20 protein-coding genes are annotated in these 23,330 nt (G+C 36.1%); 15 read left to right on the plus strand and 5 right to left on the minus strand.

The annotated features are described in order from the left end of the window. Positions 1–25: 25 nt before the first annotated feature. Together DRF65_RS17425 and DRF65_RS17430 are read right to left on the minus strand one after the other, a co-directional pair. The gene (locus DRF65_RS17425; protein WP_115972031.1) at positions 26–1,072 is read right to left on the minus strand and encodes a PA0069 family radical SAM protein; all 1,047 of its coding nucleotides are present in this window, start codon (positions 1,070–1,072) and stop codon (positions 26–28) included. A 122-nt stretch (positions 1,073–1,194) separates the two neighbouring features. After that, complete coding sequence (locus DRF65_RS17430; protein WP_066691102.1) at positions 1,195–1,389, minus strand: hypothetical protein; 195 nt, start codon at positions 1,387–1,389, stop codon at positions 1,195–1,197. A gap of 174 nt (positions 1,390–1,563) precedes the next feature. On the opposite strand from DRF65_RS17430, the gene DRF65_RS17435 reads away from it, so the two are divergent. Further along, on the plus strand, positions 1,564–1,914 hold the full coding sequence (locus DRF65_RS17435; protein ID WP_115972032.1) for a hypothetical protein: 351 nt from the start codon (positions 1,564–1,566) through the stop codon (positions 1,912–1,914). Between the two features lie 121 nt (positions 1,915–2,035). Here the strand turns inward: DRF65_RS17435 and DRF65_RS17440 are convergent, their stop codons facing one another. Further along, positions 2,036–4,693, minus strand: a complete 2,658-nt coding sequence (locus DRF65_RS17440) for an AsmA family protein (protein ID WP_115972033.1) — start codon at positions 4,691–4,693, stop codon at positions 2,036–2,038. A gap of 32 nt (positions 4,694–4,725) precedes the next feature. Beyond that, positions 4,726–5,523, minus strand: a complete 798-nt coding sequence (locus tag DRF65_RS17445) for a DUF2797 domain-containing protein (protein ID WP_115972034.1) — start codon at positions 5,521–5,523, stop codon at positions 4,726–4,728. A 90-nt stretch (positions 5,524–5,613) separates the two neighbouring features. On the opposite strand from DRF65_RS17445, the gene DRF65_RS17450 reads away from it, so the two are divergent. From DRF65_RS17450 to DRF65_RS28545, 12 genes are all read left to right on the plus strand, one after another. Continuing rightward, positions 5,614–6,642 (plus strand): GDP-mannose 4,6-dehydratase, encoded by a 1,029-nt coding sequence (locus tag DRF65_RS17450; protein WP_115972035.1) that lies wholly within the window; start codon positions 5,614–5,616, stop codon positions 6,640–6,642. Positions 6,643–6,778: 136 nt separating this feature from the next. Further along, the gene (locus DRF65_RS17455; protein WP_002662059.1) at positions 6,779–7,000 is read left to right on the plus strand and encodes a DUF2795 domain-containing protein; all 222 of its coding nucleotides are present in this window, start codon (positions 6,779–6,781) and stop codon (positions 6,998–7,000) included. A 119-nt stretch (positions 7,001–7,119) separates the two neighbouring features. After that, entirely contained in the window at positions 7,120–10,194 is a 3,075-nt protein-coding gene (secA, locus tag DRF65_RS17460; protein WP_115972036.1) for a preprotein translocase subunit SecA, read from the plus strand. A 154-nt stretch (positions 10,195–10,348) separates the two neighbouring features. Further along, positions 10,349–10,984, plus strand: a complete 636-nt coding sequence (locus DRF65_RS28905; protein WP_165852257.1) for a TonB-dependent receptor domain-containing protein — start codon at positions 10,349–10,351, stop codon at positions 10,982–10,984. Between the two features lie 25 nt (positions 10,985–11,009). Continuing rightward, a complete protein-coding gene (locus DRF65_RS17470; RefSeq protein WP_115972037.1) occupies positions 11,010–13,190 on the plus strand; it encodes a TonB-dependent siderophore receptor in 2,181 nt (726 codons plus the stop codon). Positions 13,191–13,232: 42 nt separating this feature from the next. After that, positions 13,233–14,435 (plus strand): PepSY-associated TM helix domain-containing protein, encoded by a 1,203-nt coding sequence (locus DRF65_RS17475; protein ID WP_115972038.1) that lies wholly within the window; start codon positions 13,233–13,235, stop codon positions 14,433–14,435. Further along, positions 14,435–16,546, plus strand: a complete 2,112-nt coding sequence (locus DRF65_RS17480) for a TonB-dependent receptor (RefSeq protein WP_115972109.1) — start codon at positions 14,435–14,437, stop codon at positions 16,544–16,546. Before DRF65_RS17475 ends, DRF65_RS17480 begins: the two co-directional genes overlap by 1 nt. A 50-nt stretch (positions 16,547–16,596) precedes the next feature. Then, the gene (locus DRF65_RS17485; protein WP_115972039.1) at positions 16,597–17,808 is read left to right on the plus strand and encodes a PepSY-associated TM helix domain-containing protein; all 1,212 of its coding nucleotides are present in this window, start codon (positions 16,597–16,599) and stop codon (positions 17,806–17,808) included. Positions 17,809–17,887: 79 nt separating this feature from the next. Continuing rightward, positions 17,888–18,856: an ROK family protein gene (locus tag DRF65_RS17490; protein ID WP_115972040.1), complete on the plus strand. Its 969-nt coding sequence runs from the start codon at positions 17,888–17,890 to the stop codon at positions 18,854–18,856. A gap of 264 nt (positions 18,857–19,120) precedes the next feature. Next, positions 19,121–19,675, plus strand: coding sequence for a peptide-methionine (S)-S-oxide reductase MsrA (gene msrA, locus DRF65_RS17495; RefSeq protein ID WP_115972041.1), 555 nt, complete (start codon positions 19,121–19,123; stop codon positions 19,673–19,675). Positions 19,676–19,719: 44 nt separating this feature from the next. Continuing rightward, positions 19,720–19,872 (plus strand): hypothetical protein, encoded by a 153-nt coding sequence (locus tag DRF65_RS28540; protein WP_165852258.1) that lies wholly within the window; start codon positions 19,720–19,722, stop codon positions 19,870–19,872. Between the two features lie 30 nt (positions 19,873–19,902). Beyond that, positions 19,903–20,070 (plus strand): hypothetical protein, encoded by a 168-nt coding sequence (locus DRF65_RS28545; protein WP_165852259.1) that lies wholly within the window; start codon positions 19,903–19,905, stop codon positions 20,068–20,070. A 114-nt stretch (positions 20,071–20,184) separates the two neighbouring features. On the opposite strand, the gene DRF65_RS17500 is transcribed toward DRF65_RS28545, so the two are convergent. After that, positions 20,185–20,997, minus strand: a complete 813-nt coding sequence (locus tag DRF65_RS17500) for a hypothetical protein (RefSeq protein ID WP_115972042.1) — start codon at positions 20,995–20,997, stop codon at positions 20,185–20,187. A gap of 382 nt (positions 20,998–21,379) precedes the next feature. Here DRF65_RS17500 and DRF65_RS17505 point away from each other — a divergent pair, with 382 nt between their 5' ends. Further along, positions 21,380–21,592 carry a hypothetical protein gene (locus DRF65_RS17505; protein WP_115972043.1) on the plus strand — a complete coding sequence of 71 codons (213 nt, stop codon included), beginning with the start codon at positions 21,380–21,382 and terminating at the stop codon, positions 21,590–21,592. Positions 21,593–21,654: 62 nt separating this feature from the next. Continuing rightward, a complete protein-coding gene (locus DRF65_RS17510) occupies positions 21,655–23,325 on the plus strand; it encodes a tetratricopeptide repeat-containing sensor histidine kinase (protein ID WP_115972044.1) in 1,671 nt (556 codons plus the stop codon). Positions 23,326–23,330: the final 5 nt, after the last annotated feature.

The following is a 23,330-nucleotide window of genomic DNA, read 5'->3' on the forward strand; positions in this document are numbered from 1 at the left end:
CCTTTGGGAGCATTTTTTTATATATTTAATCAAACAGTCTCAGTTGCTGATCTTTAGTTCCGGTAAAATTGGCCGTTGATAATTTGGGAAACTCTTTGCCTTCAAAAAACTTTTTTCTTCCTATTTTAAAGGTCGTATGAATCATTTCTGCAATATTCCCCTCTCCTCTCTGCCTTTCAAAATATCTTTTATCTCCCAGCTTTCCGCCTCGCATAGAGCGGATCAGGTTCAGGACTTTCTGAGCTCTATCAGGAAAATGTGTTTCAATCCAATTAACAAAAACAGGTTCCACCGTATCATTCAATCTCACCAATGTATATCCGAATCCAAGTGCACCGGCATCAGAGATTGACTTTAAAATAGATAAAGGCTCATCACTGTTCAGCCCAGGAATAATAGGCGCTACCATAACATGAACAGGGATCTTATTTTCGGACAGGATTTCAATTGCTTTTAATTTATTTGGGGCAGAACTTGTCCTTGGCTCCATTTTTCGTCTCAGCTCTTCATTAATGGTTGGAATACTCAGAGAAACAGAAACAAGATTCTGCTCCGCCATCGGTTTAAGAAGATCCAAATCCCTCAATACCAATGCATTTTTTGTCAGAATATTGACAGGATGTCTGTAATCAAGGCAAACCTGCAGGAGCTTTCTGGTGATTTCAAATTGCCTTTCAGCAGGCTGATAGCAATCTGTGTTTCCGGAGAGTAAAATAGGAGCTGCTTTATAGCCTCTTTTTTGAAAAAATTTCTCCAGCAATTCAGGGGCATTTTTCTTCACCATGATCTTTCTCTCAAAATCAATTCCGGCACTATAGCCCCAGTATTCATGGGTAGGTCTGGCAAAACAATAGGAGCAGCCATGCTCACAACCCTGATAAGGATTCATGGAATATTCCATAGGGAGATCCTCGCTTTTTACCTGATTCACAATAGTTTTTGGAAACACTTCAGTAAAAGAAGTCTTCACGGTTTCGAAATCTTCATCTTCAGGTTCATAAGTATACCTGTCGAAACGGTTGATAACGTTCCGCTGAGCTCCCTGACCTTTTATGAAATTTTCGTTTGACATTCTGATGTAAAATTAGAATGGATTTTTTATAAAATAATGAACTTTAACATTAAAGTTTTCCACAAAAAAATCCAACACTTTCAAAAGCGTTGGATTTAAACATAATTTAATATATTTTTTTACTACTTCAGCGCGTAAAATTCCACTCCGTGTGTTTCATCGTCGTGGTTCTTTTCATCAAAGTGTCTGTGATAATCCGAATAGGAATCACTATATTTTTTATCTTTTTTAGTCAATATTTTTTTGATACTTATTAAGCTTAATACTGCCAAAAGACCAACTCCTCCTGCCAGTAAAACTCCAACCTCTTTTTTCATATTTTCTCTGATTTATTGTTTTGGGTATTGCAAAAAGTATACCTATTTCATCTTTGTAAATTATAAATTTTGTTAACATTAAGCTCTGTTTTTAAGAAAATTATAATCCATTATTTTTCTTATCTTTAGAAAAGCAATGGTTTAATTATTGTACTTATCAACAAAAATAGTATTATGGAAAATCCAGAAAACATAGACCAAATGACCACCCTGAGCCAAGTCATGCAAAAACTCTCTGAAAGAGGAATCCAAAGGGAGTTCAGAATGAACGAAAGCTGTGAAATGAAGTTTGAAAACTCTGAAAGAATTTATCAGCCTACTGAATTGATTATTATAAAGACTTACCGTTTCGAAGGAGACAGCAATCCTGATGATAATGCCGTATTGTACGTTATAAAGGATAGTGCCGGAAACCGCGGAATGATTATCGATTCTTATGGAGCGGACAGCAATTATCCTGGTGAAAAGTTTGATGAATTCCTGAGAAATATTCCTGTTTTGGAAAGTGATGAGCTCAATTTTTAGCCCCATCCACCCAATATTAATTTTTTAAACCATTAAGGCTATTTTAATTAATATAAAATTGATTTCGTCCTTATTGGTACAATCAGTTCGTTATTATATTACCTCTCAATGGTTTAAAAAATTATTTCTCCTCAGAATTATCTTTCTTTTTAAAAATACCATTTAAAAAGCCCTTCTTCTCTTTTTTTTCTTCCAGAGGTTGAGGTGTATTTTTTTTCTGTTTTATATCCTCTTTAATATCCTTTACAGACTGCTTCATTTCCTTCACTGAAGAAACAGCATTCTTTACTTTTTGTTCTGTTTTTTCTACATTCTTTCCAATAAGAGTCTTTTTAAGTCCTTGTTCAATTCCCTTCCAGAAAAGGTTAAAGAAGGACTTCGTAGGATCACGTTCCACATTTTCCACCGTTACTGCTTCCGGATAATTCCCAGAGTTTGATTTCAAGAAAACATTCGCAACGGCTGTTAAAAAGCCTTTTTTCTCATGGTTATTTTTGTTCAGGACAGCAATCTTCAGGTCTTTGTGCTTTAAATTAAATGTTCCGTGCAGTCCTGCAGGATTTCCTTTAAAATTGAATAGCATTTCCTGAATAGTTCCTGCAGTAGCTGTTATATGCAGATAAGGCCGGATAAATGGATTGATACCACTCACCGGAAGGTTCGATGTCTTCCCGGAAATGGTAAATGTATCATGCTGATCTGCTACATCAAAGCCCCAGTTTACAGACAGTGGTGAAAGATTCATAAAAGAACAATTAATCTTAATATCCACCTTGGTAGGTTTTCCTTTTGCCTTAGCAGAATTCAGATTTTTAACGTTCATATTAAAATTACTGAATATAAGCTTCCCAGGTCCCATACTTTCCGGAGTATCTTCTTCATATACCAAAACTGAGTTCTTCAGATCCAGAGTATTGATATTCATAGGAATTTTAATAGACCGAAGCATTTTGGAATACAATGCTTTTATTTTCGGATCGTCCTTAGGTATTTTACTTCTGAAAATATTAGCATCCGCAGACTGGATCAAAACATGTGAGGCATTAATGAATTTATGACCTGAAAACAGATCCCAATTTCCCTCAGCAGAGATCTGACCCATCTTTAAATCATACAGATCTCTTTCTACAGGGATCATTTTGATAAACTGATTTCTCGAAACGAGAGGCTTCATCGCAAAATTATTGATCTGGACTTTATTCTTATTCAGCTTTAAAAGTCCCAGACTGATATTATAAAACTGAGTTTTATAAGCAAAATTACGGGTGGTCAGAAAATAATCTTTTACATTAAAAGAAAGTCCTTGGTTATTTGCTTTCGGACCGATTTCGATACCATTCACAGTAGCATTCAAATCATGAAATACTAATGGCTCTTTTCCTTTATCATAAGTAAGATTTGAGTTCTTTAAAGATACTTTTCTTACGATAACAGACTGTATGATTCCTGGGTTTGTACTTTTCCCGGGTTTATTTTCTCCTGCCTTTATAATTCCGTTAGCGTTTTCAACGAGAACATTTTTCAGATCAAGATTCAGCTTTTTATTAATAAATTCCAGTTTATTTATATTAAAAGCAATATGGCTGGTTTTCAAATCCACCGTCGTTTTCCCATTGGGCTGAGGCCCTGGGGTCAATGAAAGATCAATCATTTCTCCGTTAGTCGGTTTCAAAGCGACACTTCCAATGGCCATATTCTGATGGTCCGTATACACAATATTCTTTCCGGAGAATGTAAAATCTTTATATCCAATCGGAATCACCTGTTCTGAAGTACTCTTATTGAACACCAATTGATTGATATTCAGATTCAGGTTTCCGGCAGATAAAAGCCTGCTTCCATCAGACTTATTAATCTGAGCCACAGCATTTTTAAGCTTTATATTCTCCAGATTAACCTCAAAATTGGATTTCTTCTTTTCCTTTTTAGCATTTTTTACACCGGTATTATAGACTGTAAAAACGGGACTTTGAAAATCTGCACCTGCAAGAGCAACTTTATTTTTATTTAAGACCACATCTTTAAATTCCATTTTTGGAATAGTGAATTCGAAAAGCTGAGTTTTTTGAGGATAAAACTTTTTAAACTGAGTAAAAGACAACAGCGGAATCAGCTTAAAGCTTTCAACCGACATTTGTCCATTTGTTGTATTGATGGAATGAATCGTAATAGCGTATACATTATCCGGTCTGAAAAAGAAATTTCGTCCTTTAACGCTGTATCGGTCAAAAACAACAGGAAGCTTATCTTCTACAGACTCTTCAGTCATCTGTAGATTTTCTACGGACAAATCAAGCTGCTCTACGGATAAAAATTTCTGTTTACTATGCTTAAAAACAGCCACTTTCCCTTCATTGATTCTGATATTCTCAAATAAGAACGGTTTTCTTTTTTTTTCTGTTTTCTGGTCAACAGGTTTTGCTAAAATGACATTAAGATTAGGTTTTGCCAACAACAAATCGGAAGAGCTTATTGTTTTATTAAAAATGGCATCATAGATTCCAAAACGACTGACCTTTAATGTATCTATAGTTCCCTGAAGACCAATAACATTGGTGTTTTGGGGATCTTTACTATTAACTGAGATTCCTGTTACCAGAATATTTCCCGTGCTAAGATCTACATCCAAACTTTTATAGGAAACCTTATAGTCTGTATTTTTTTTAATGTATTCAGGAAGTTGGGTTTTAAGCCAGAAATTTAGTCCGAAATTCGCCGCAAGAAGTAGTCCTGCCAGAATTCCGAAACTGATTAGTAGTCTTTTAACCCATTTTTTCATATTGTGATTTGGTTGAAGATTTTTTAATAAAATTAATTTTTGATTTCCAGCTCTATTACGTATCCTTCATGTCCTCTTACATTTATAAAATTTCCACCTTCAAACCCCAGATACTGTCCTTTTACACCGGTAAGCTTTCCGGTAAATTCCGGTTTTTTATCTAATGTAAATGAAGTTACTTTCTCAGGTTTCTCAAATGGATAATCAAATCTCCATAGTTCTTCACCTTCACTGTAGAACTTCTGGAAATCCGCAGGAAAATGTTCTTTAATCTTTTGTCTGAAGTCAGCAAGGTCTATCTCTCCTTCAAAGTCATCCTGAAGCATCTTTCTCCAGTTTGTTTTATCTGCAAGGTGTTCTTTTAGGGCAACCTCTATCATTCCCGCTTCATAACGGTTCTCAGTTCTTGCAATAGGCAACGCAAAAGTAGCACCCTGATCGATCCACCTGGTAGGAATCTGGGTATTTCTGGTTACTCCTACTTTTACATCTCCTGTATAGGCCAGATAGACGGTGTGAGGCTGAAGCTGAATTTCTTTTTCAATTTCCAAATTACGTTCTGCCACTCCTAAATGGGCTGTCGAAAGCTCCGGGCGAATGATTGTGTCACTGGCATACGGGCTTTCAAAAAAACAGTTTTTACAGAATCCCATTCTATAAATAGGTTTATTTTCGCCACAGTTTACACATTGAAACCCTACATGTTTAATGCTCAATTCCTTCCCAAACAACTCATTAACATGGATCAGATCTCCTGAAAGATTCAGATAATATTGAATGGGTTTGGCATCGTAGCTTATCATTTTTAAAATTTGCCCTTGAAACTGCATATTATATTTATATTACTTTTTTAAGTAAATTTAATGATTATATTTTTCAAATAGTAAAATTTATATTTTTGTATTCATAAAAACCCACTGATGATTTATCTTATAACAGGCGGCAGCGGCTTTATTGGCTCCCATTTAGTCGAACGATTATTAAGAAATGGACATTCTGTCATAAACGTTGACAATTTTGATGATTTTTACAGCTATCAGATAAAAATTAAAAATACTTTAGAGTCTATCGACAAAATTTCGGATTTTGAATTCTCTGATAAAAAGGCTGATATTCAATATCTGGCTTCACTTTCCCATTCTGATCAATATTCCCTTTACTATCAGGATATCAGAGATAAAGAGGGTCTTGAAAACATTTTCAGAAACCACTCTATTGATATGGTGATTCATCTGGCAGCATTGGCAGGTGTTCGCCCCTCTATTGAAAGACCTTTGGAATACGAAGAAGTAAATGTCCGAGGGACTATGAATCTTTGGGAATTGTGTAGAGATTTTAATATTAAAAAATTCATTTGCGCTTCTTCATCAAGCGTTTATGGAAATAATGAAAAAGTCCCTTTTGCTGAAACAGACAATGTGGACAATCCTATTTCTCCTTATGCAGCGACTAAGAAGTGTGGAGAAATTCTGGGACACGCCTATCATCATCTTTATCATATTGATATGATCCAGCTTAGATTCTTTACCGTTTATGGTCCAAGACAGCGTCCTGACCTTGCCATCCATAAATTTACAAAACTTATTTCCGAAGGCGTAGAAATTCCTTTCTATGGGGACGGCACTACTGCCAGAGATTATACTTATATTGATGACATTATTGACGGAATTACCAAATCCGTTTTATATCTGGAAAACAATTCCAATGTGTATGAAATCCTTAATTTAGGAGAAAACCAGGTAATCACTTTAAAGGAAATGGTAGCCACTATAGAAAAGACCCTGAATATGACAGCTTTCAGAAAAATTCTGCCAATGCAACCCGGAGATGTCACAAAAACCAATGCCGACATTACCAAAGCAAAGGCTTTAATAGGATATAAACCTGACACAAACTTCCAAAATGGCATAAAAAAATTTGTGGAATGGTTTTTGAGAAAACGACAATAAGTAAATTACTGACATACCTGCCATGCAGTTGATGACAGACATTTATAAGAAAAAATTATAAAAAGAATTGAAAATCAAGTATAAAAAAGTTTATTATACAACCTATTTTTATACTTTTGCAAAAAATTAGAAAATTATGTACTGGACATTAGAATTAGCTTCCTATCTAAGTGACGCACCTTGGCCAATGACAAAAGCAGAGCTTATTGACTACGCAATCAGAACTGGTGCACCTATGGAAGTAGTAGAAAACCTTCAGGCTATTGAAGACGAAGGAGAAATATATGAATCTATCGAAGAAGTTTGGAGCGACTATCCGACAGACGAGGATTTCCTTTGGAACGAGGACGAATATTAATAAAGCGATAAGCTTTAGGCTGTGTGCTTAGAGCTTTTTTGCCCTTTTTATATATTAACTACACGCTTAGCGTGTAAAACGCTTAAAGCATCTTGCATTAAGCATAAAGCAAAAAATTTATGAGTTTTTTAAACAAAGTTCTTAAAGGGTTTTTGGGAGACAAAAAAGCGCAGGACCTAAAAGAAGTAAAAAAAGTTGTAACAAAAATCAAGGCTGTAGAGCCTAACATCCAACAATTGTCGGATGATGGACTGAGACAAAAAACTGCTGAGTTTAAAGCAAGTATTAAAGATGCTACCAGCAAGATCACAGCTCAAATAGAACAGATTAAAGAGCAGATAAAGACTTCAACAAACGTTGATGAAAAAGAAGCTCTTTTCTCAAAAATTGAGTCTTTAAAGAAAGAATCATACGAAATTGAAGAGAAAGTTCTTATCCAGGTTCTTCCGGAAGCTTTTGCATTGATCAAAGAAACGGCAAGAAGATGGGCACAGAACGGAGAAATTCGTGTAACAGCAAGTGATTGGGATAGAGAACTGGCTGCTGCAGGGAAAGATTTTGTTGAAATTCAGGGAGACCAAGCTGTTTGGAAAAACTCATGGGACGCAGCCGGAACTCCAGTAGTTTGGGATATGGTCCACTATGATGTTCAGTTTATCGGAGGTATTATTCTTCACAGTGGTAAAATTGCCGAAATGGCAACCGGTGAAGGTAAAACTTTGGTAGGAACATTACCTATTTACTTAAATTCACTTCCGGAAAGAGGAGTTCACGTAGTAACCGTGAATGACTACCTTGCTAAAAGGGACTCCGCTTGGATGGGTCCTCTTTATCAGTTCCATGGAATGTCTATCGATTGTATCGATAATCACCAGCCGAACTCAGACGGAAGAAGAAAAGCATACGGTTCAGATATTACTTATGGAACCAACAATGAATTCGGTTTCGATTATCTGAGAGATAACATGGTAACCTCACCTTCAGAATTGGTACAAAGAGAATTGAACTTTGCCATTGTGGATGAGGTAGACTCTGTATTGGTAGATGATGCAAGAACACCGTTGATTATTTCAGGTCCGGTTCCTCAGGGAGACAGACAGGAATTCGATGTTCTTAAGCCTTCTATCGACAGAATCGTTGAAGTTCAGAAAAAAACAGTCTCTGCCATCTTCAATGAAGCGAAAAAATTAATCACAGCAGGAAACACTAAAGAAGGAGGATTCAAATTGCTTCAGGCATACAGAGGCCTTCCTAAAAACAGACAATTAATCAAATTCTTATCAGAAAGCGGAAACAGAGCATTACTTCAGAAGGTTGAAGGACAATACATGCAGGACAACAACCGTGATATGCCGATTGTAGATAAAGATCTTTACTTCGTAATCGAGGAAAAGAACAATCAGGTAGACCTTACAGATAAGGGTGTTGAATACATGTCTCAGGGAAATTCTGATCCCAACTTCTTCGTACTTCCGGATATCGGAACAGAAATCGCTGAAGTAGAGGCTAAAAATCTGACAAAAGAAGAAGAATTCGAAGCTAAAGAAAGACTTTTCGGTGATTTTGCTGAAAAATCTGAAAGAGTTCACACGATGAGCCAGCTATTGAAGGCGTACACATTATTTGAAAAGGATGATGAGTATGTAGTAATTGATGGTGAGGTAAAAATCGTTGACGAGCAAACTGGTCGTATCATGGAAGGAAGACGTTATTCTGACGGTCTTCACCAGGCGATCGAAGCTAAAGAAAATGTAAAGATTGAGGCTGCTACTCAAACTTTTGCAACGGTTACCCTTCAGAACTATTTCCGTATGTACAACAAACTTGCGGGGATGACGGGTACTGCCGAAACTGAAGCTGGAGAACTTTGGGAGATCTACAAATTAGACGTAGTGGTAATTCCTACCAACCGTGTGATTTTAAGAGATGATAAACAAGATTTAGTTTTCAAAACTAACAGAGAAAAATATAATGCCGTAATTGAAGAAATTGAAAAATTAACAGCAGCAAGAAGACCTGTCTTGGTAGGTACAACTTCTGTTGAAATCTCTCAATTATTATCAAAGGCACTTCAATTAAGAAAAATTCCACACCAGGTACTGAACGCGAAACTTCATAAGAAAGAAGCGGAAATTGTAGCAGGTGCAGGACAACCAGGAGTTGTAACGATTGCAACGAACATGGCTGGTCGTGGTACGGATATCAAGCTTTCTAAAGAAGTAAAAGAAGCCGGAGGTTTAGCCATTATCGGAACAGAAAGACACGATTCAAGACGTGTTGACAGACAGTTAAGAGGTAGAGCGGGACGTCAGGGAGACCCTGGAAGTTCTCAGTTCTATGTATCTCTTGAAGATAACTTAATGCGTTTGTTCGGTTCTGAGAGAATTGCTAAGATGATGGACAGAATGGGTCATAAAGAAGGTGAAGTTATTCAGCACTCTATGATCAGTAAGTCTATCGAAAGAGCTCAGAAAAAAGTGGAAGAGAACAACTTCGGAACAAGAAAGAGACTTCTTGAGTATGATGACGTAATGAACAAACAACGTGACGTTATCTATAAGAGAAGAAAGAATGCTCTATTCGGAGACCACTTGAAATATGACATCACAAACATGATTTTTGATGTAGCAAATTCTATCGTTGCGAAAGGAAAAGCTACAGGAAATTATAAAGATTTTGAATACGAAATCATTAAAACATTTACGATGGAATCTCCGGTTTCTCCAAATGATTTTAATAATAAAACCATTCCGGATCTTACCAATATCTTATTCAAAGCGGCTCAGGAAGATTACGCAATGAAACTGAACTTATTGAAAGAGAAATCATTCCCAATCATTGAGAATGTATATCAGAATCAAGGTTCAATGTTTAAGATGATCCAGGTTCCTTTCACAGACGGGCACAAAACAATGACGATTGTAGCTGATTTGAAAGAGGCTTATGATACTCAGTGTGAAAGCTTAATCAATGATTTTGAAAAGAACATCACTTTATCTATTATTGATGAGAACTGGAAACTTCACCTTCGTGAGATGGATGATTTAAGAAGATCTTCTCAGGGAGCTGTTTATGAGCAGAAAGATCCACTTGTGATTTACAAACAGGAATCTTTCCACTTATTCAGTGAAATGATAGAGAAATTGAACAAAGAAATTATTTCATTCTTATACAAAGGAGAAATTCCTGCATAAGAAATAAATAACAATATTATTAAAAAACCGCTCTGGCATTGGCCGGAGCGGTTTTTCGTTATTGATTATATAATAGTTTTATGACAAATATCAATATTATTATTTATTTAGAATAGTTAAAAACAATATATTTGCAAAAAATATTGACTGCTTCATGAAGCTAAAAACTGCTAAACGCTGGTTTAATTGGCATAAATGGACAAGCCTTATCTGTACCGTTTTTCTACTGTATCTCTGTGTAACAGGTTTACCGTTGATCTTTCATGAAGAAATTGAACATCTTTTAGAAGACAACAAAGAAGCCTTAGCTCAAAATCATGAAAAACTGAGCTTAGATAAACTTGTAAAAATTGCTGAGTCCAAATACCCGGGAGAGAAGGTTTCCCTGATCAAAGAATTCTCTGTAATTGCAGGAGTAAGCTATAATGATATGAAGTACACGGAAGCTGATGAAACCGTAATAGGAAGAAGACCAGCTACGGCATCATCTCCATGGTTAGTAAATTTCAATGCAAGCTATCAATTCCTTGACGGAAAATTAAAAGGTCTTGGATTCGGAGTTGGAGGAAACTATGCGAGTAACAACAAGATTGTGAACTCTACAACCATGGGTATGTTCATCCTTCCAAAATATCTGGTACTGAACGCTAATGCGTTTTATGATACTAAAAAATACAGAATTGGTGTAAAGGTAGACAACTTTACGAACGAACATTATTGGAGCGGGTATACAATAGCCAATGCTCAGGCACTCGCCAACATATTAGGAAGTTTCACTTATAAATTCTAAACTGTTACAGTAACCCTTATAAACAATGAAAAGAATAACAATAGGAGCTGCATTATTAACATCTATGTTAAGTTTTGCACAGGAAAAAAAAGACACCATCAAATCCAACGATATTGAAGAAGTAGTTGTTAATGGAAGATATTATCAGAAGTACAAATTGAATGAGGTTTCGGGTTCATTAAGAATTCAGACCCCAATTTTGGAGCTTCCTCAAAATGTACAATCGGTAAGTTCACAGGTCCTTTCTGACCAGATTACATTGAATATGTCAGAAGGAATTGTTCGTAACGTAAGTGGAGCAAGAAAAGTAGAACACTGGGATAACGTGTATTCCAATGTTTATATGAGAGGAGCCAGTATTTCCACTTTCATGAACGGGATGAATGTTTCTTCTACATGGGGTCCTATCAATCCTGATGCATCCATCATTGATAGAATAGAGTTTGTAAAAGGACCTGCCGGATTTATGGGTTCCATGGGAGACCCAGCTGGATTCTATAACGTTGTGACAAAAAAACCAACTGGGAAATTTGCCAATAGTGTACGTTTCACAACAGGAAGTTACAACCTTTTCAGAGGAGAAGCTGACTTAGATGGAGTTCTTGTTAAGGATGGGGTTTTAGACTACCGTATCAACTTAATGGGAAGTTCTAATAAATCTTGGGTGGAAAATGATAAAACAAGCAAAATTATCGTTGCTCCATCTATTACTTTCAGACCTACAAAGTCTACAACATTTACAGCACAGTACAATTATCAATATTTAAAATTCAATCAACCTGGAGCTTATTTGATGTCTAATGATGGGTATGCTTCTCTAAATGTACATACCAATTTCAATGATCCCAACTTCAAACAGACAGAGGTAAAAGACCAAAGTTTATTTTTAAGTTTAGATCAAAAACTATTTAAAGACTGGGTTTGGAGTACTCAGTATGCTTATATGGATATGAACTATGACGGTGGTTCATGGTGGGGAACATTTGATCCGAACAATAAAAATATTTTAAACAGAACACTAAGTAACTGGCAAGCCAAGGGAAAAAATCATATCTTCCAGACCTATGTAAGAGGAACCCTTAATACAGGAAATATTGTACATAAAATAATTGCAGGATTTGATTATGGGGACAGAAAATATAATGCAGACTTTTCTTCCTATTCAAAAATTGTAAACGACAAGGAAACTTTATTATTTCCAATAGACATTTATAATGTAAATTATGGAGTAGATCCTTCAAAACTTCCTTCTTCAAACTTTTATACCTTAAACCCTTCTGCTCCGTTTTATGATGATGAAGGCGTAAAATATACTTCATATTATGCGCAGGACCAGATCGAGATGTTCAACAACAAACTTAGAATAACATTAGCAGGAAGATACACAAGTGGTACTACTTATGCCGGATATCCATATTATTCACCAGGAAATGTTGTTCCTAGAAATAAAGCAGGAGAGTTCACACCAAGAGTAGGAGTTAGTTATTCTATTCTAAGCGATTTCTCTGTTTATGGAATCTTTGATAAGACTTTTATCCCGCAATCTGCATTAGGAATCAACAATACCCAGATCACTGATCCTTTCAGAGGGCAAAATATTGAATTCGGACTGAAGAAAGATTGGTTCGGAGGAAAATGGAACACCACTTTTGCAGTTTACGAAATCAGAAGAAAAAACATCCTTGTTGCCGGACCTAAAGAGCAAAACGGAGGAACTCCTTTTCAGGTTGCAACCGGAGAACAAAGAGCGAGAGGTTTTGAAACCGATATCAAAGGGGAGATCATCAAAGGATTGAACATTATTGTAAATTATGCTTACACAGACGCAAAGACTATTAAAGATACTGATCCTACAAGAATTGGAATACAGTCTCCGGGAAATGCGAAAAATGTTCAGAATACATGGATCAATTATAGATTCCAAAATGGACTTATGAAAGGTTTTGGAGTTTCAGCAGGTTATCAATATCAAGGAGGAAGACAATCCTGGTTTGGGGTAAGTGCAACAAAAGATCAAAGTCTTCCAGATTATTTTGACACTAACTTCGGAATTTCTTATGTAGCTAAAAAATTCGATGTAAACCTACTTTTAAACAATGTTCTTAACAAAAAACTTTACAGTGGTTATAGAGGTGATGCAGGTGAATATGCATGGATCTACAATGCACCACGCAACTGGAGAATATCAATAGGATACAAATTTTAATACTAAATAAAGGTTAACCCTAAATGGGGTTAACTTTTTACTATGAGAAAAAAACAACATCATAAAAAGAAAATTTCTCCAACGAAGAAATGGTCTGCCAAACTGCATTTGTGGTTTGGTTTGTCAGTTGGTATCATTGTATTCATAGTCTCTCTTACAGGGACTTTGTACATTTTTAAGGATGAAGTACAAAATTGTCTTCGTAAAGAAGCCATCTATGTAAAACCGAATGAGATCAATAAAAAACCCTTATCCATCGAGATTCTTCGTGAGAAAGTAAGTCTGGAGCTTAACGAGAAATATCCTGTAAGCTCAGTTGAAATCTCTTTGGATAAAAGTAAATCCTATCGTTTTTTATACTATGATAAGAGTAAGAAAGGATGGAATTATTTTCAACAGGTTCTCATCAATAAGCAGGTTTATGTCAATCAGTATACCGGAAAAATTCTTGCTGTTTACAATGAAAAGTATGATGTATTCAATATTTTGAAGTATATCCACTGGGGACTTCTTCTCAACTCAGAATGGGGACCGTACACTATAGGAATTCCAACTGTTCTTTTTATCATTATGCTGATTACTGGAATCATTTTATGGTGGCCGAAAAATAAAAATGCCAGAAAAGGACGTTTCTGGTTCAACTGGAAAAATGTAAAAAACTGGAAACGCAAAAACTATGACCTTCACAATGTATTGGGATTCTATGCCTCATTCATTGCCTTAATAATGAGTGTAACAGGAATTTACTTTGCCTATCCTTATGTAAAAAATACTTTTAACCTTGCCATATCCGGTTATTGGGAGCAGCCAAAAGAAAAGGAAATCAAATCCCCGGACTCATTGATGGCAAAGAGGTCTGATATTTTTGATATAACAGCCTTACAAACCGAAAAACTATATGCAGGATCATCCAGTTTCAGAATTACCTTAAATGGAAAAAACAAAAAAGGAAAGGAGCTCAAAAATCTCCCGGTCACCGTGTATGGTCAGGATGGAAGATTCAGTGAAAGAAACCTCCTTACTTTCGATAAATATTCAGGAAAACTACTAGCCAATAAACCTCATCACAAACTCAAAGCCGCAGAAAAATATGCGAATGCCAATTATGATGTCCACACCGGATCTTATTTCGGACTGTTTGGAAAAATCATCTGGTTTATCGCAGGTCTTATCTGCACCTCACTCCCTGTTACCGGATTTTTGGTCTGGTGGGGGAAAAGAAAGAAACAAGGAAAGAAAATATAATGAAAAAAGCAATTTTATCAGCTGCCAGTCTGGGAACTACAATCGTTTTTGGACAGGTAAAAGATACTTTACAAACTCAAAATGTGGATGAGGTTGTGATGACGGCTTCCAGAAAAAAGGAGAGCATTAAAGAGGTTCCCAGCTCGATCACAGTGGTTGGAGAAAAGCAAATTCAGTCTCAATTGACAGTTAATTCCGATATTACGAGCATTCTGCAATACACCGTTCCCAGTTTAGGAACGAATTCCGGCCAGACTTCCAACACCGGCCAGACATTAAGAGGTCGCCAGGTGCTAGTCTTAATAGACGGAATTCCTCAATCTACTCCCCTTCGAAACGGAGCAAGAGATCTAAGAGTGATTGATCCCTCAGCCATTGAAAGGGTTGAAGTCATTAAAGGAGCTTCTTCAATCTATGGAAACGGCGCAGACGGTGGTATCATCAATTATATTACAAAAAGAAATAAAACCGATAAAACTATTTCCGGGATTTCACAGATTGGCTTCACGGGGCAACGTTCAGGAGGTACTTTAGGAATGAGAGCCAGCCAGCTTCTATCCGGAAAGATCAATAAATTTGACTATACCCTTTCCCTGGCCTACGAAAGAACAGGTTACATGAAAGATGCCAACAGAGTTTATTTAAGTCCAACATACAGCACTGCAAAAATGGATAACTACAACGGAATGTTGAAGTTAGGATACGACATCAATGAAAACCAAAGAATTGAAGCCTCTTATATCGGATATTCTTCAAAATCAAACCTGAACCTGGGATTACATACAGGAATATATGGTGTTGAGCCTACCATTGGTGAAGGACAGGTAAAAAGCCTGGAAACCACACCACAGGGAACACCAAGAAATCATAACATCAGGGTAAGTTATGATAATAAAAACCTGTTTAAGGGGACAGCATTGAATGTGAACCTTTATTATCAGGATTTTAAAACTGTATATGGATACAGTGATACCTTTTTCAACGGTGGACAGTCTAATGTTCTTTCTAAAAAAGCAGGCGCAAGATTCAATCTTGATACCCAGCTTTGGAATACTCAAAACTCGCAGGGAGAAATCATCTACGGAGCTGATATCCTGAACGATGAAACGGTACAGAAACTTGAAGATGGCCGTTTCTGGACTCCAAACATGAATATGACCAATATAGCCCCTTTCTTATTGGCAAAAATCGATCTGTTTAAAAAATTAACTATCAAAGGAGGGCTTCGATATGAAAATATCAAAGTAAATGTAGATGATTTCAACACACTTTCTGTTATTAAAAACAATGGAACATTTACACCTAGTATTCCGGTAGCAGGAGGAAAATTAAGTTATAATGCACTGGTAGGAAGTATTGGATTACGCTACAATATTGAACCTTACATCAACCTTTTCGGAAGTTTCTCACAGGCCTACTCTATCAATGAATTGGGTAGAATTCTGAGAACCTCAACGTCTGAGACCATTAAAAACCTTGAAACAAAACCTATTATCGTAAACAATTACGAACTGGGAGCTACAGGACAGGTTTCAAGCTGGATGAATTATGAATTAACGTCTTATGTGAGCACCTCTAAGCTTGGAGCCACTTTTGTTCAGAGCGCAGACAGAGCATTAACCATTAAAAGAGCACCGGAAATTATTTATGGAGTGGAAGGTTTTCTACACTTCACCCCTCTTAAATGGCTTCAGTTCGGAGGAAGCTATAGCTGGATGGAAGGAATTACTTCTCCTGATGATAATGGAAATTATTCAGCTAAAATCAATAACAGCAGAATTTCTGCACCTAAAGTCCTTGCTTATGTGCAGGTGAAACCAATTCCACAAGCTTTCATCGGTATTGATATGCTTCACTCTTTTCAACAGAACAGATTTGAACTTGGGGCGAATAAACAATACACATATGGAGAAGGATTTGTTCCTGATTATACAGTCTTCAATCTAAAGATAGGCAGTGAAATCAATAAAAACTGGAAACTGTCAGTGGGAATTGAAAACTTTTTCAACAAACTGTATCAGCCATCAATTGCATGGTGGTCAGCAAGAGATAGCGAATTTGTGAATGCTCCGGGAACGAGAGGAACTCTGATTCTTGAATACAAATTTTAATTAATCTAAATAAAAAGTAAAGACTATCTTTGTGATACTTTAATTGTTATATGAAGAAAAATCATCATCACAAAAAGAAACCGGGATTCTTTAAAAAATGGTCTGCTAAACTCCATTTATGGTTTGGGCTGGTCATTGGATTTTTAATCTTTATTATCTCCGTTACAGGAGCTTTGTATGTCTTTAAGGATGAAGTGGAAAACTATACCCGAAAGGATGTAATCTACCATCATGAACAGAATATTGAGCAAAAGCAGGTGCTTCCCATCAGAGCTATGGAAAAAGCTGTTACCGAACAGGTAAAAGAGAAATATCCAATCCATTGGGTAAATGTACCTATCGACAAAAAGATGTCCTATATGTTCTTCTGGTATGAGCATAATACGGATGCCTGGAACTATTTTGATGAATTCCCTATCTACAAACAGGCTTATGTAAACCCTTATACCGGAAAGGTTCTCAGAGTGTATGATGAAAAAAACGGGTTTTTCAATATTGTTAAAATGATACACTGGAGCTATCTTCTGAAGCAGGACTGGGGAACGTATGTAGTAGGAATACCGGTTATTATTTTCATCATCATGCTCATTACCGGGATTGTTTTATGGTGGCCTAAAAATAAAGCGGCAAGAAAACAACGTTTCTCTTTTAAATGGAAAAACATTAAAAGCTGGAAAAGAAAGAATTATGACCTTCATAATGTCCTTGGCTTTTACGCTTCAATTTTCGCGCTTATCTTTTCAATCACAGGACTATTTTATGCATTCTTTGTCGTTCAGGCGATGATCTATGTAGTATTTTCCGGTGGAGAAACTCAGTATCCGGATTTTTCTCATATCAAAACAAAGGCTCCGATAGAAATGAGAACCGAGACTACTCTGGACAAGATCATCAGTACCGTTGAAAAAAAATACCCTGACTCCAATGGTTTTGCCATAGATCTTGGGCATGAACACATGGATGATCATGAGCATCCAAATTTTGAAGTCTATGTAAAACACCTGTCCTATTCTTATCACAAAAGCAGTAGTCTTATTTTTGATGAAAATTCAGGAGAATTGTTACATACCCATGATCCAAAGGATAAAAATTTCGGAGAAAAGGTGGTGAGCGCCAATTACGATATCCATGTGGGGGCTATTTTAGGGCTTCCAACGAAGATTATAGCTTTTATTGTAAGTCTTATCTGTGCTTCACTTCCGGTGACAGGTTTTATGATCTGGTGGGGAAGAAGAAAGAAAAAAACAGTAAAAACAGCTTAATCTTTTAAATAATACCTGGTTAATAATCTAATAATACAATCTTTTTTATAATTTTAGCCTCTAGAATTTAATAATAGAAATGTCATTAATAGATTTATCAAAACAGGTTGCCCTTGGAGTTGACATCGGCGGAACCAATACTAAGTTCGGAATTGTAAACCACCGCGGTGAAGTTCTGGATAAAGGAAACCTTAGAACCGATGCCTATGATAAAGTAGAAGATTTCATCGACGCTTTATATGAGGATGCCTATCCTTTAATGGAAAAGCATGGCTCAGAAAAGCACTTCGACGGAATTGGTGTAGGAGCTCCCAATGCCAACTACTACAAAGGAACAATAGAATTAGCCCCTAACCTACCCTGGAAAGGAGTCATTCCTTTTGCTGAGCTGATGACCGCAAAATTCAATTTACCTTGTACGGTAACCAATGATGCTAATGCTGCCGCTTTGGGAGAAATGCTTTTCGGTGCTGCACGCGGAATGAAGGATTTTATCATGATTACCCTGGGAACAGGAGTAGGAAGCGGAATTATCGCCAATGGAAACCTCATCTACGGACACGATGGTTTTGCAGGAGAACTGGGACATACTATTGTAAAACCAGGGGGAAGAAAACACTGGAGCACAGGATCTGAAGGAAGTTTAGAAGCCTATGCTTCTGCAACAGGAATTACGATCACAGCTAAGAAAATGAGAGCAGAGTTCCCGGAATCTATGCTGAACCAATATCCTGAAGATGAGATCAATTCTAAAACCGTATACGAATGTGCAATGAAAGAAGACCCGATTGCTCTTGAAGTTTTCAGATATACAGGACAAAAACTAGGGGAAGCATTAGCTAATTTCGTGATGTTTTCTTCACCACAAGCTATTCTTTTATTTGGTGGAGTGATCAAAGCGGGAGACTTTATCTTAAAGCCTGCCAAACTTCACATGGAAAGGAATCTATTACCTATCTTCAGAAATAAGGTAAAACTGGTATTCAGTGAGCTGAACGAAGCCGATGCTGCTATTTTGGGAGCAAGTGCTTTGGTTTGGGAAAAATAACTGATACCCTTAATAATATATAAAGCGATCTCAATATGAGACCGCTTTTTTTTGCAATTAATGCACGAATGGATTTATTAGTGCGTTCGTGGCAAAAAAAATCTCCTATACAGACTGGCAATTCTCTTTGTTTCATTCGGATTATCTATCAAAACAATTCATGAGATCCGTATCAAAATCCATAAAGTTTTTCTTATTTTTGATTAGCATTTTCTGCAGTCCCGAGACTCAAAAAAATGCAATAAAACAATATAATTACCAAAAATGGATAACAATAATTTAGAAACCATCGTTTTCGGTGGTGGGTGCTTCTGGTGTGTAGAAAGCTGTTTCAATCTGTTAAAAGGCGTTGATGCTGCCATCTCAGGATATTCTGGCGGTCACAAAGACAATCCTACTTATCAGGAGGTGTGTACAGGTGAAACAGGCCATGCAGAAGTAGTACAGATCACTTATAACCCTTCCATAATTTCCTATGAACAATTAATGGATGTTTTCTTCTTCCTACATGATCCTACTCAACTCAACAGACAGGGGAATGATATCGGGACACAATATCGTTCCGTAATTTACTATAAAGATACTGCTGAAAAACAAAAGGCAGAGCAAGCAATCCAGGTATCTCAGGCATCAGGAAGATGGGCCGGCACTTATGTAACTGAACTGGCTCCACTTGAAAAATTCTGGCCGGCAGAACAGTATCATCAGGGATATTACAATGAAAATCCTACACAACCTTACTGTAGTGCCGTAGTAGGTCCTAAGATCCAGAAGTTTAAAAAGTATTTTGGAGAACTGGGAATGCTGAATGCAGAGTAAACATAAAACAGTATAACCATAACAGTATGATTCAATTTATTTTAATGCTTTTGGGCTTGGCATTTCCAAACAATAATGCCAATGCAATAACAAGTAATAGCAATCAATTAATAACTTATTCTGTAGTACCGCCTACTTATGAGGACGGAGGACCAGTAGGTGGAGAAACAGGACAAACACCGCCACCAAGAAAATAATCTTTTATAAACAACTTTAACCATAAAAATATGATTAAGTTTACTTTAATGCTTTTGGGCTTGGCATTTCCAAGCAATAATGCCAATACAATAACAAGTGATAACAATCAATTAATAACTTACTCTGTAGTACCGCCTAGCTATGATGGTGGACCTGTAACAGGAGAGACTGGGCAAACACCACCACCAAGAAAATAACACCTCAGCATAAAAAATATGATTCAATTTATTTTGGTCTTATTAGTACTTACATTTTTAAATAATAAATCTTTATTGATACAGCGGGATATTCTATATTCCGCTTTTTTTTGCTCAATATCCTGCATATTTCTCAATAATGTAAATTGTTGAAGCTCTTAATTCTCTCCCTGTATCAGGGTCTACTCCATCCATGGTAAAAAACTCAACATTTCCATTAAACTTTGAGTACCAAGTAGTACCTAAAGCATTATCTACAGTAAGAGTATCCTTTCTTGTAATCCGTTTAAAATATCTCAATTGGATAGTATCTTTCGGAATAAGACTACGTTGAGGGTTCTTATCTTCACAATTGGCCAACTTATACTCATTATCATCCCAAAACATACAACTTCTTTCATCAGCAGATGAACCAAAGAAGCTTAATGGTGTACTGTTCTTACTTCTTGATGAATAATGATTTCCAACTAAAACACTTATCACCAGAAAAGCTCCGGCTATCCCCAGTCCATTTTGCTTAACAAACTCCGGCATTTTGAAATGCTGCTCGTTGGTAATATTGATAATAATATTAGATAACTTTTCCGACAATGATTCCTCATGTTCATCTACCTTTATCTTCACCGTGGTTTTATTGGTCTCTTCATCTTTCTTAACAAATGTTGTAGAGAAGTCAATAAAATCATCGTAACCAACATAAAGACTAAGTTTATCAAGAATCTCTCCATCTCTTATGTCAGGGTCCTCATTATCTATTATACAAATATTATAATATCTAACGAAAGTTCTTTCATTAATAAGAAATTTCCATGTTTTCTCAAAATGATCAGAAAGTTCAGAAGCTAATCCACTTTTTGAAGTCTTTTTTGGAAAGTCTTCTCGAGCTTTATTAAACACCTCATGAATTAGTAGTTTTTTCTTGGACATATATAGTTTTTTGAGTCTTTACAAAATAGGCGATTATCAGTCATACCACATTACGGATTTCCATAAAGCCAACATTGTCCAATTCGTGTCCATCAATGTCCAAAACATGACTTAGTAATACGTCACCCTTTGTCGCATCTTTGCTTCAGAAAATCAGTAAAAACAAAACATTACAAAAACAAATTTACAAAACTGATTTCAAAATCACCAGATAAAACGGAGGTAAAACTCCGGGTTGGGAAGCAGATGTTTCTCCTCCGTTTTTGAAGGTTCACTTCCCAAAAAATTTAGAAGCGCTTCAATTTTTTTAATCGTGTACCCCTATCTGCGATCTGTTTCGCAGGGAAGAACACGAATGCTTTAACCATAAATTTTTTGAACAATGATCCAGTTTATCATGATGCTATTTTTAGCATTTACAAATAATAACGTCAATACACACTATAACAACAATCCAAAATCCAATATCACAACATTCAGTGCCAAAGAAGATCCGGATACGGAAACTGGTGATGGTAATGGAAATGGCCATGGAAGTGGAGGCAATACCACAGGAAATACAGGACAGACTCCTCCTCCTTATGCTTTACCATAATAAATAAAGGATAGATTGTAAAAATCTATCCTTTTTCTTATTTTGCATTCTAAACTGAAGTCATGAAAAAAAGTTTTTTATTTATTGTTGTCCTCACAACTCTTTTTTTCTGTTCCGAAAAAAGACCTGCAACAAAAATATCCCAAACCCAGAATGCATATTATCTAAAAGCAAGAGAATTCAGAGATAAAAAAATTTCCGACTCCGCTTTTTATTATTACAACCTTGCCAAAGATGAATATTTAAAGATCAACGATTCTATTGGAGCTGCTGAATCATTAATCAACATGGCTATTATTCAAACATATTATGGAGATTTTTATGGCAGTATAGAATCCTCATCAGAAGCCAACACTTTCCTTAAAGATGAGAAAGACAGTATCACCAGAAGAGATCTGTCTTCCAGTTACAATAATATGGGAATTGCTTCTGCATTTCTATACAATCAGGATAGTGCCATTACTTTTTATCAATACGCTTTAAAATACAACGATGATGATGATAAGAAATATATCTATTATAACAATCTCGGGAATGCTCTTATAAGTCAAAAGAACTTCAAACTTGCCCAAAAATATTTAAACTATGCAGTTTTATCCAAAAACCATGAAAATAGAGCAAGAGCAATTAATAATTTAGCAAGAGCCAAATTCACTGCAGACAATAGCTATAATCCTTTACCAGAATATTATGCAGCATTAGAAATCAGAGAAAAAGACAACAACCTGGATGGTCTCAATTCAAGTTATGGAACCTTGGCAGATTATTTTTTTTCAAAGGATAAAGAGAAGTCTCTTATATATGCTAAAAAAATGCTGCAAACAGCTACCACAATTAATAATCCTGAAGATCAGCTGCAAGCCTTACAGAAAATTATTATCATCGATAAAAATAACTACAACAAATATTTTGAAAAATTTCAGTCTATTAATGACAGCATACAGATTTCGAGAAATAAAGCTAAAAACCAGTTTGCCTATTTCCGGTATGGCCTGGAAAAAGAAAAAGCTGAAAATCAGACCTTAAAATATCAGAAAGCAGAGAAAGAAGTACAGCTCCTTCAACGGAATATTGGCTTAGGAGCCCTATCTCTACTTCTTATAGGTGGTTTTGTATACTATAAAAGAAGGAAGAAAAGGCTACAACGAGAAAATGAATTAAAGATTAAAGAAAACGAGCTCAAAATGTCAAAAAAGGTCCACGATGTAGTGGCTAATGGTATTTATCAGGTAATGACAAAAATTGAGAATCAGGAGAACTTTGATAAGGACAAAGCTTTGGATGAACTGGAATTTGTTTACGAAAAGTCCAGAGATATTTCCTATGAAAAGACGGATATCGGTGACACCGTTGAATTTGCCGAAAAAATATTCAACCTCATTAGCTCCTTTACAAGCGATCATGTAAAGCCCTTCCTTACCGGAAACAGTCAAAATCTGTGGGATGATGTAAGTGGAGCAGTTCAAAGTGAAATTTTTCAGATCATCCGTGAACTGTTGGTGAATATGAAAAAGCACAGTCAGGCCAGCCTTGTAGTTTTTAAATTTGAAAGAAAAAATAACCTCATACATATCCAATATAAAGACAATGGCATTGGTATCCCGGAAAATATTATCCATGGAAAGGGATTATCAAATACGGTTTCCCGTATTGAAAAGATAGAGGGGACCATTATTTTTGACAATAAAACAGAAAAAGGGTTGAAAATCAATATTTCATTCCCCACATCTTAAAATCA

Origin of the sequence: Chryseobacterium pennae (genome assembly GCF_003385515.1) — a bacterium.
Classification (GTDB): domain Bacteria; phylum Bacteroidota; class Bacteroidia; order Flavobacteriales; family Weeksellaceae; genus Chryseobacterium; species Chryseobacterium pennae.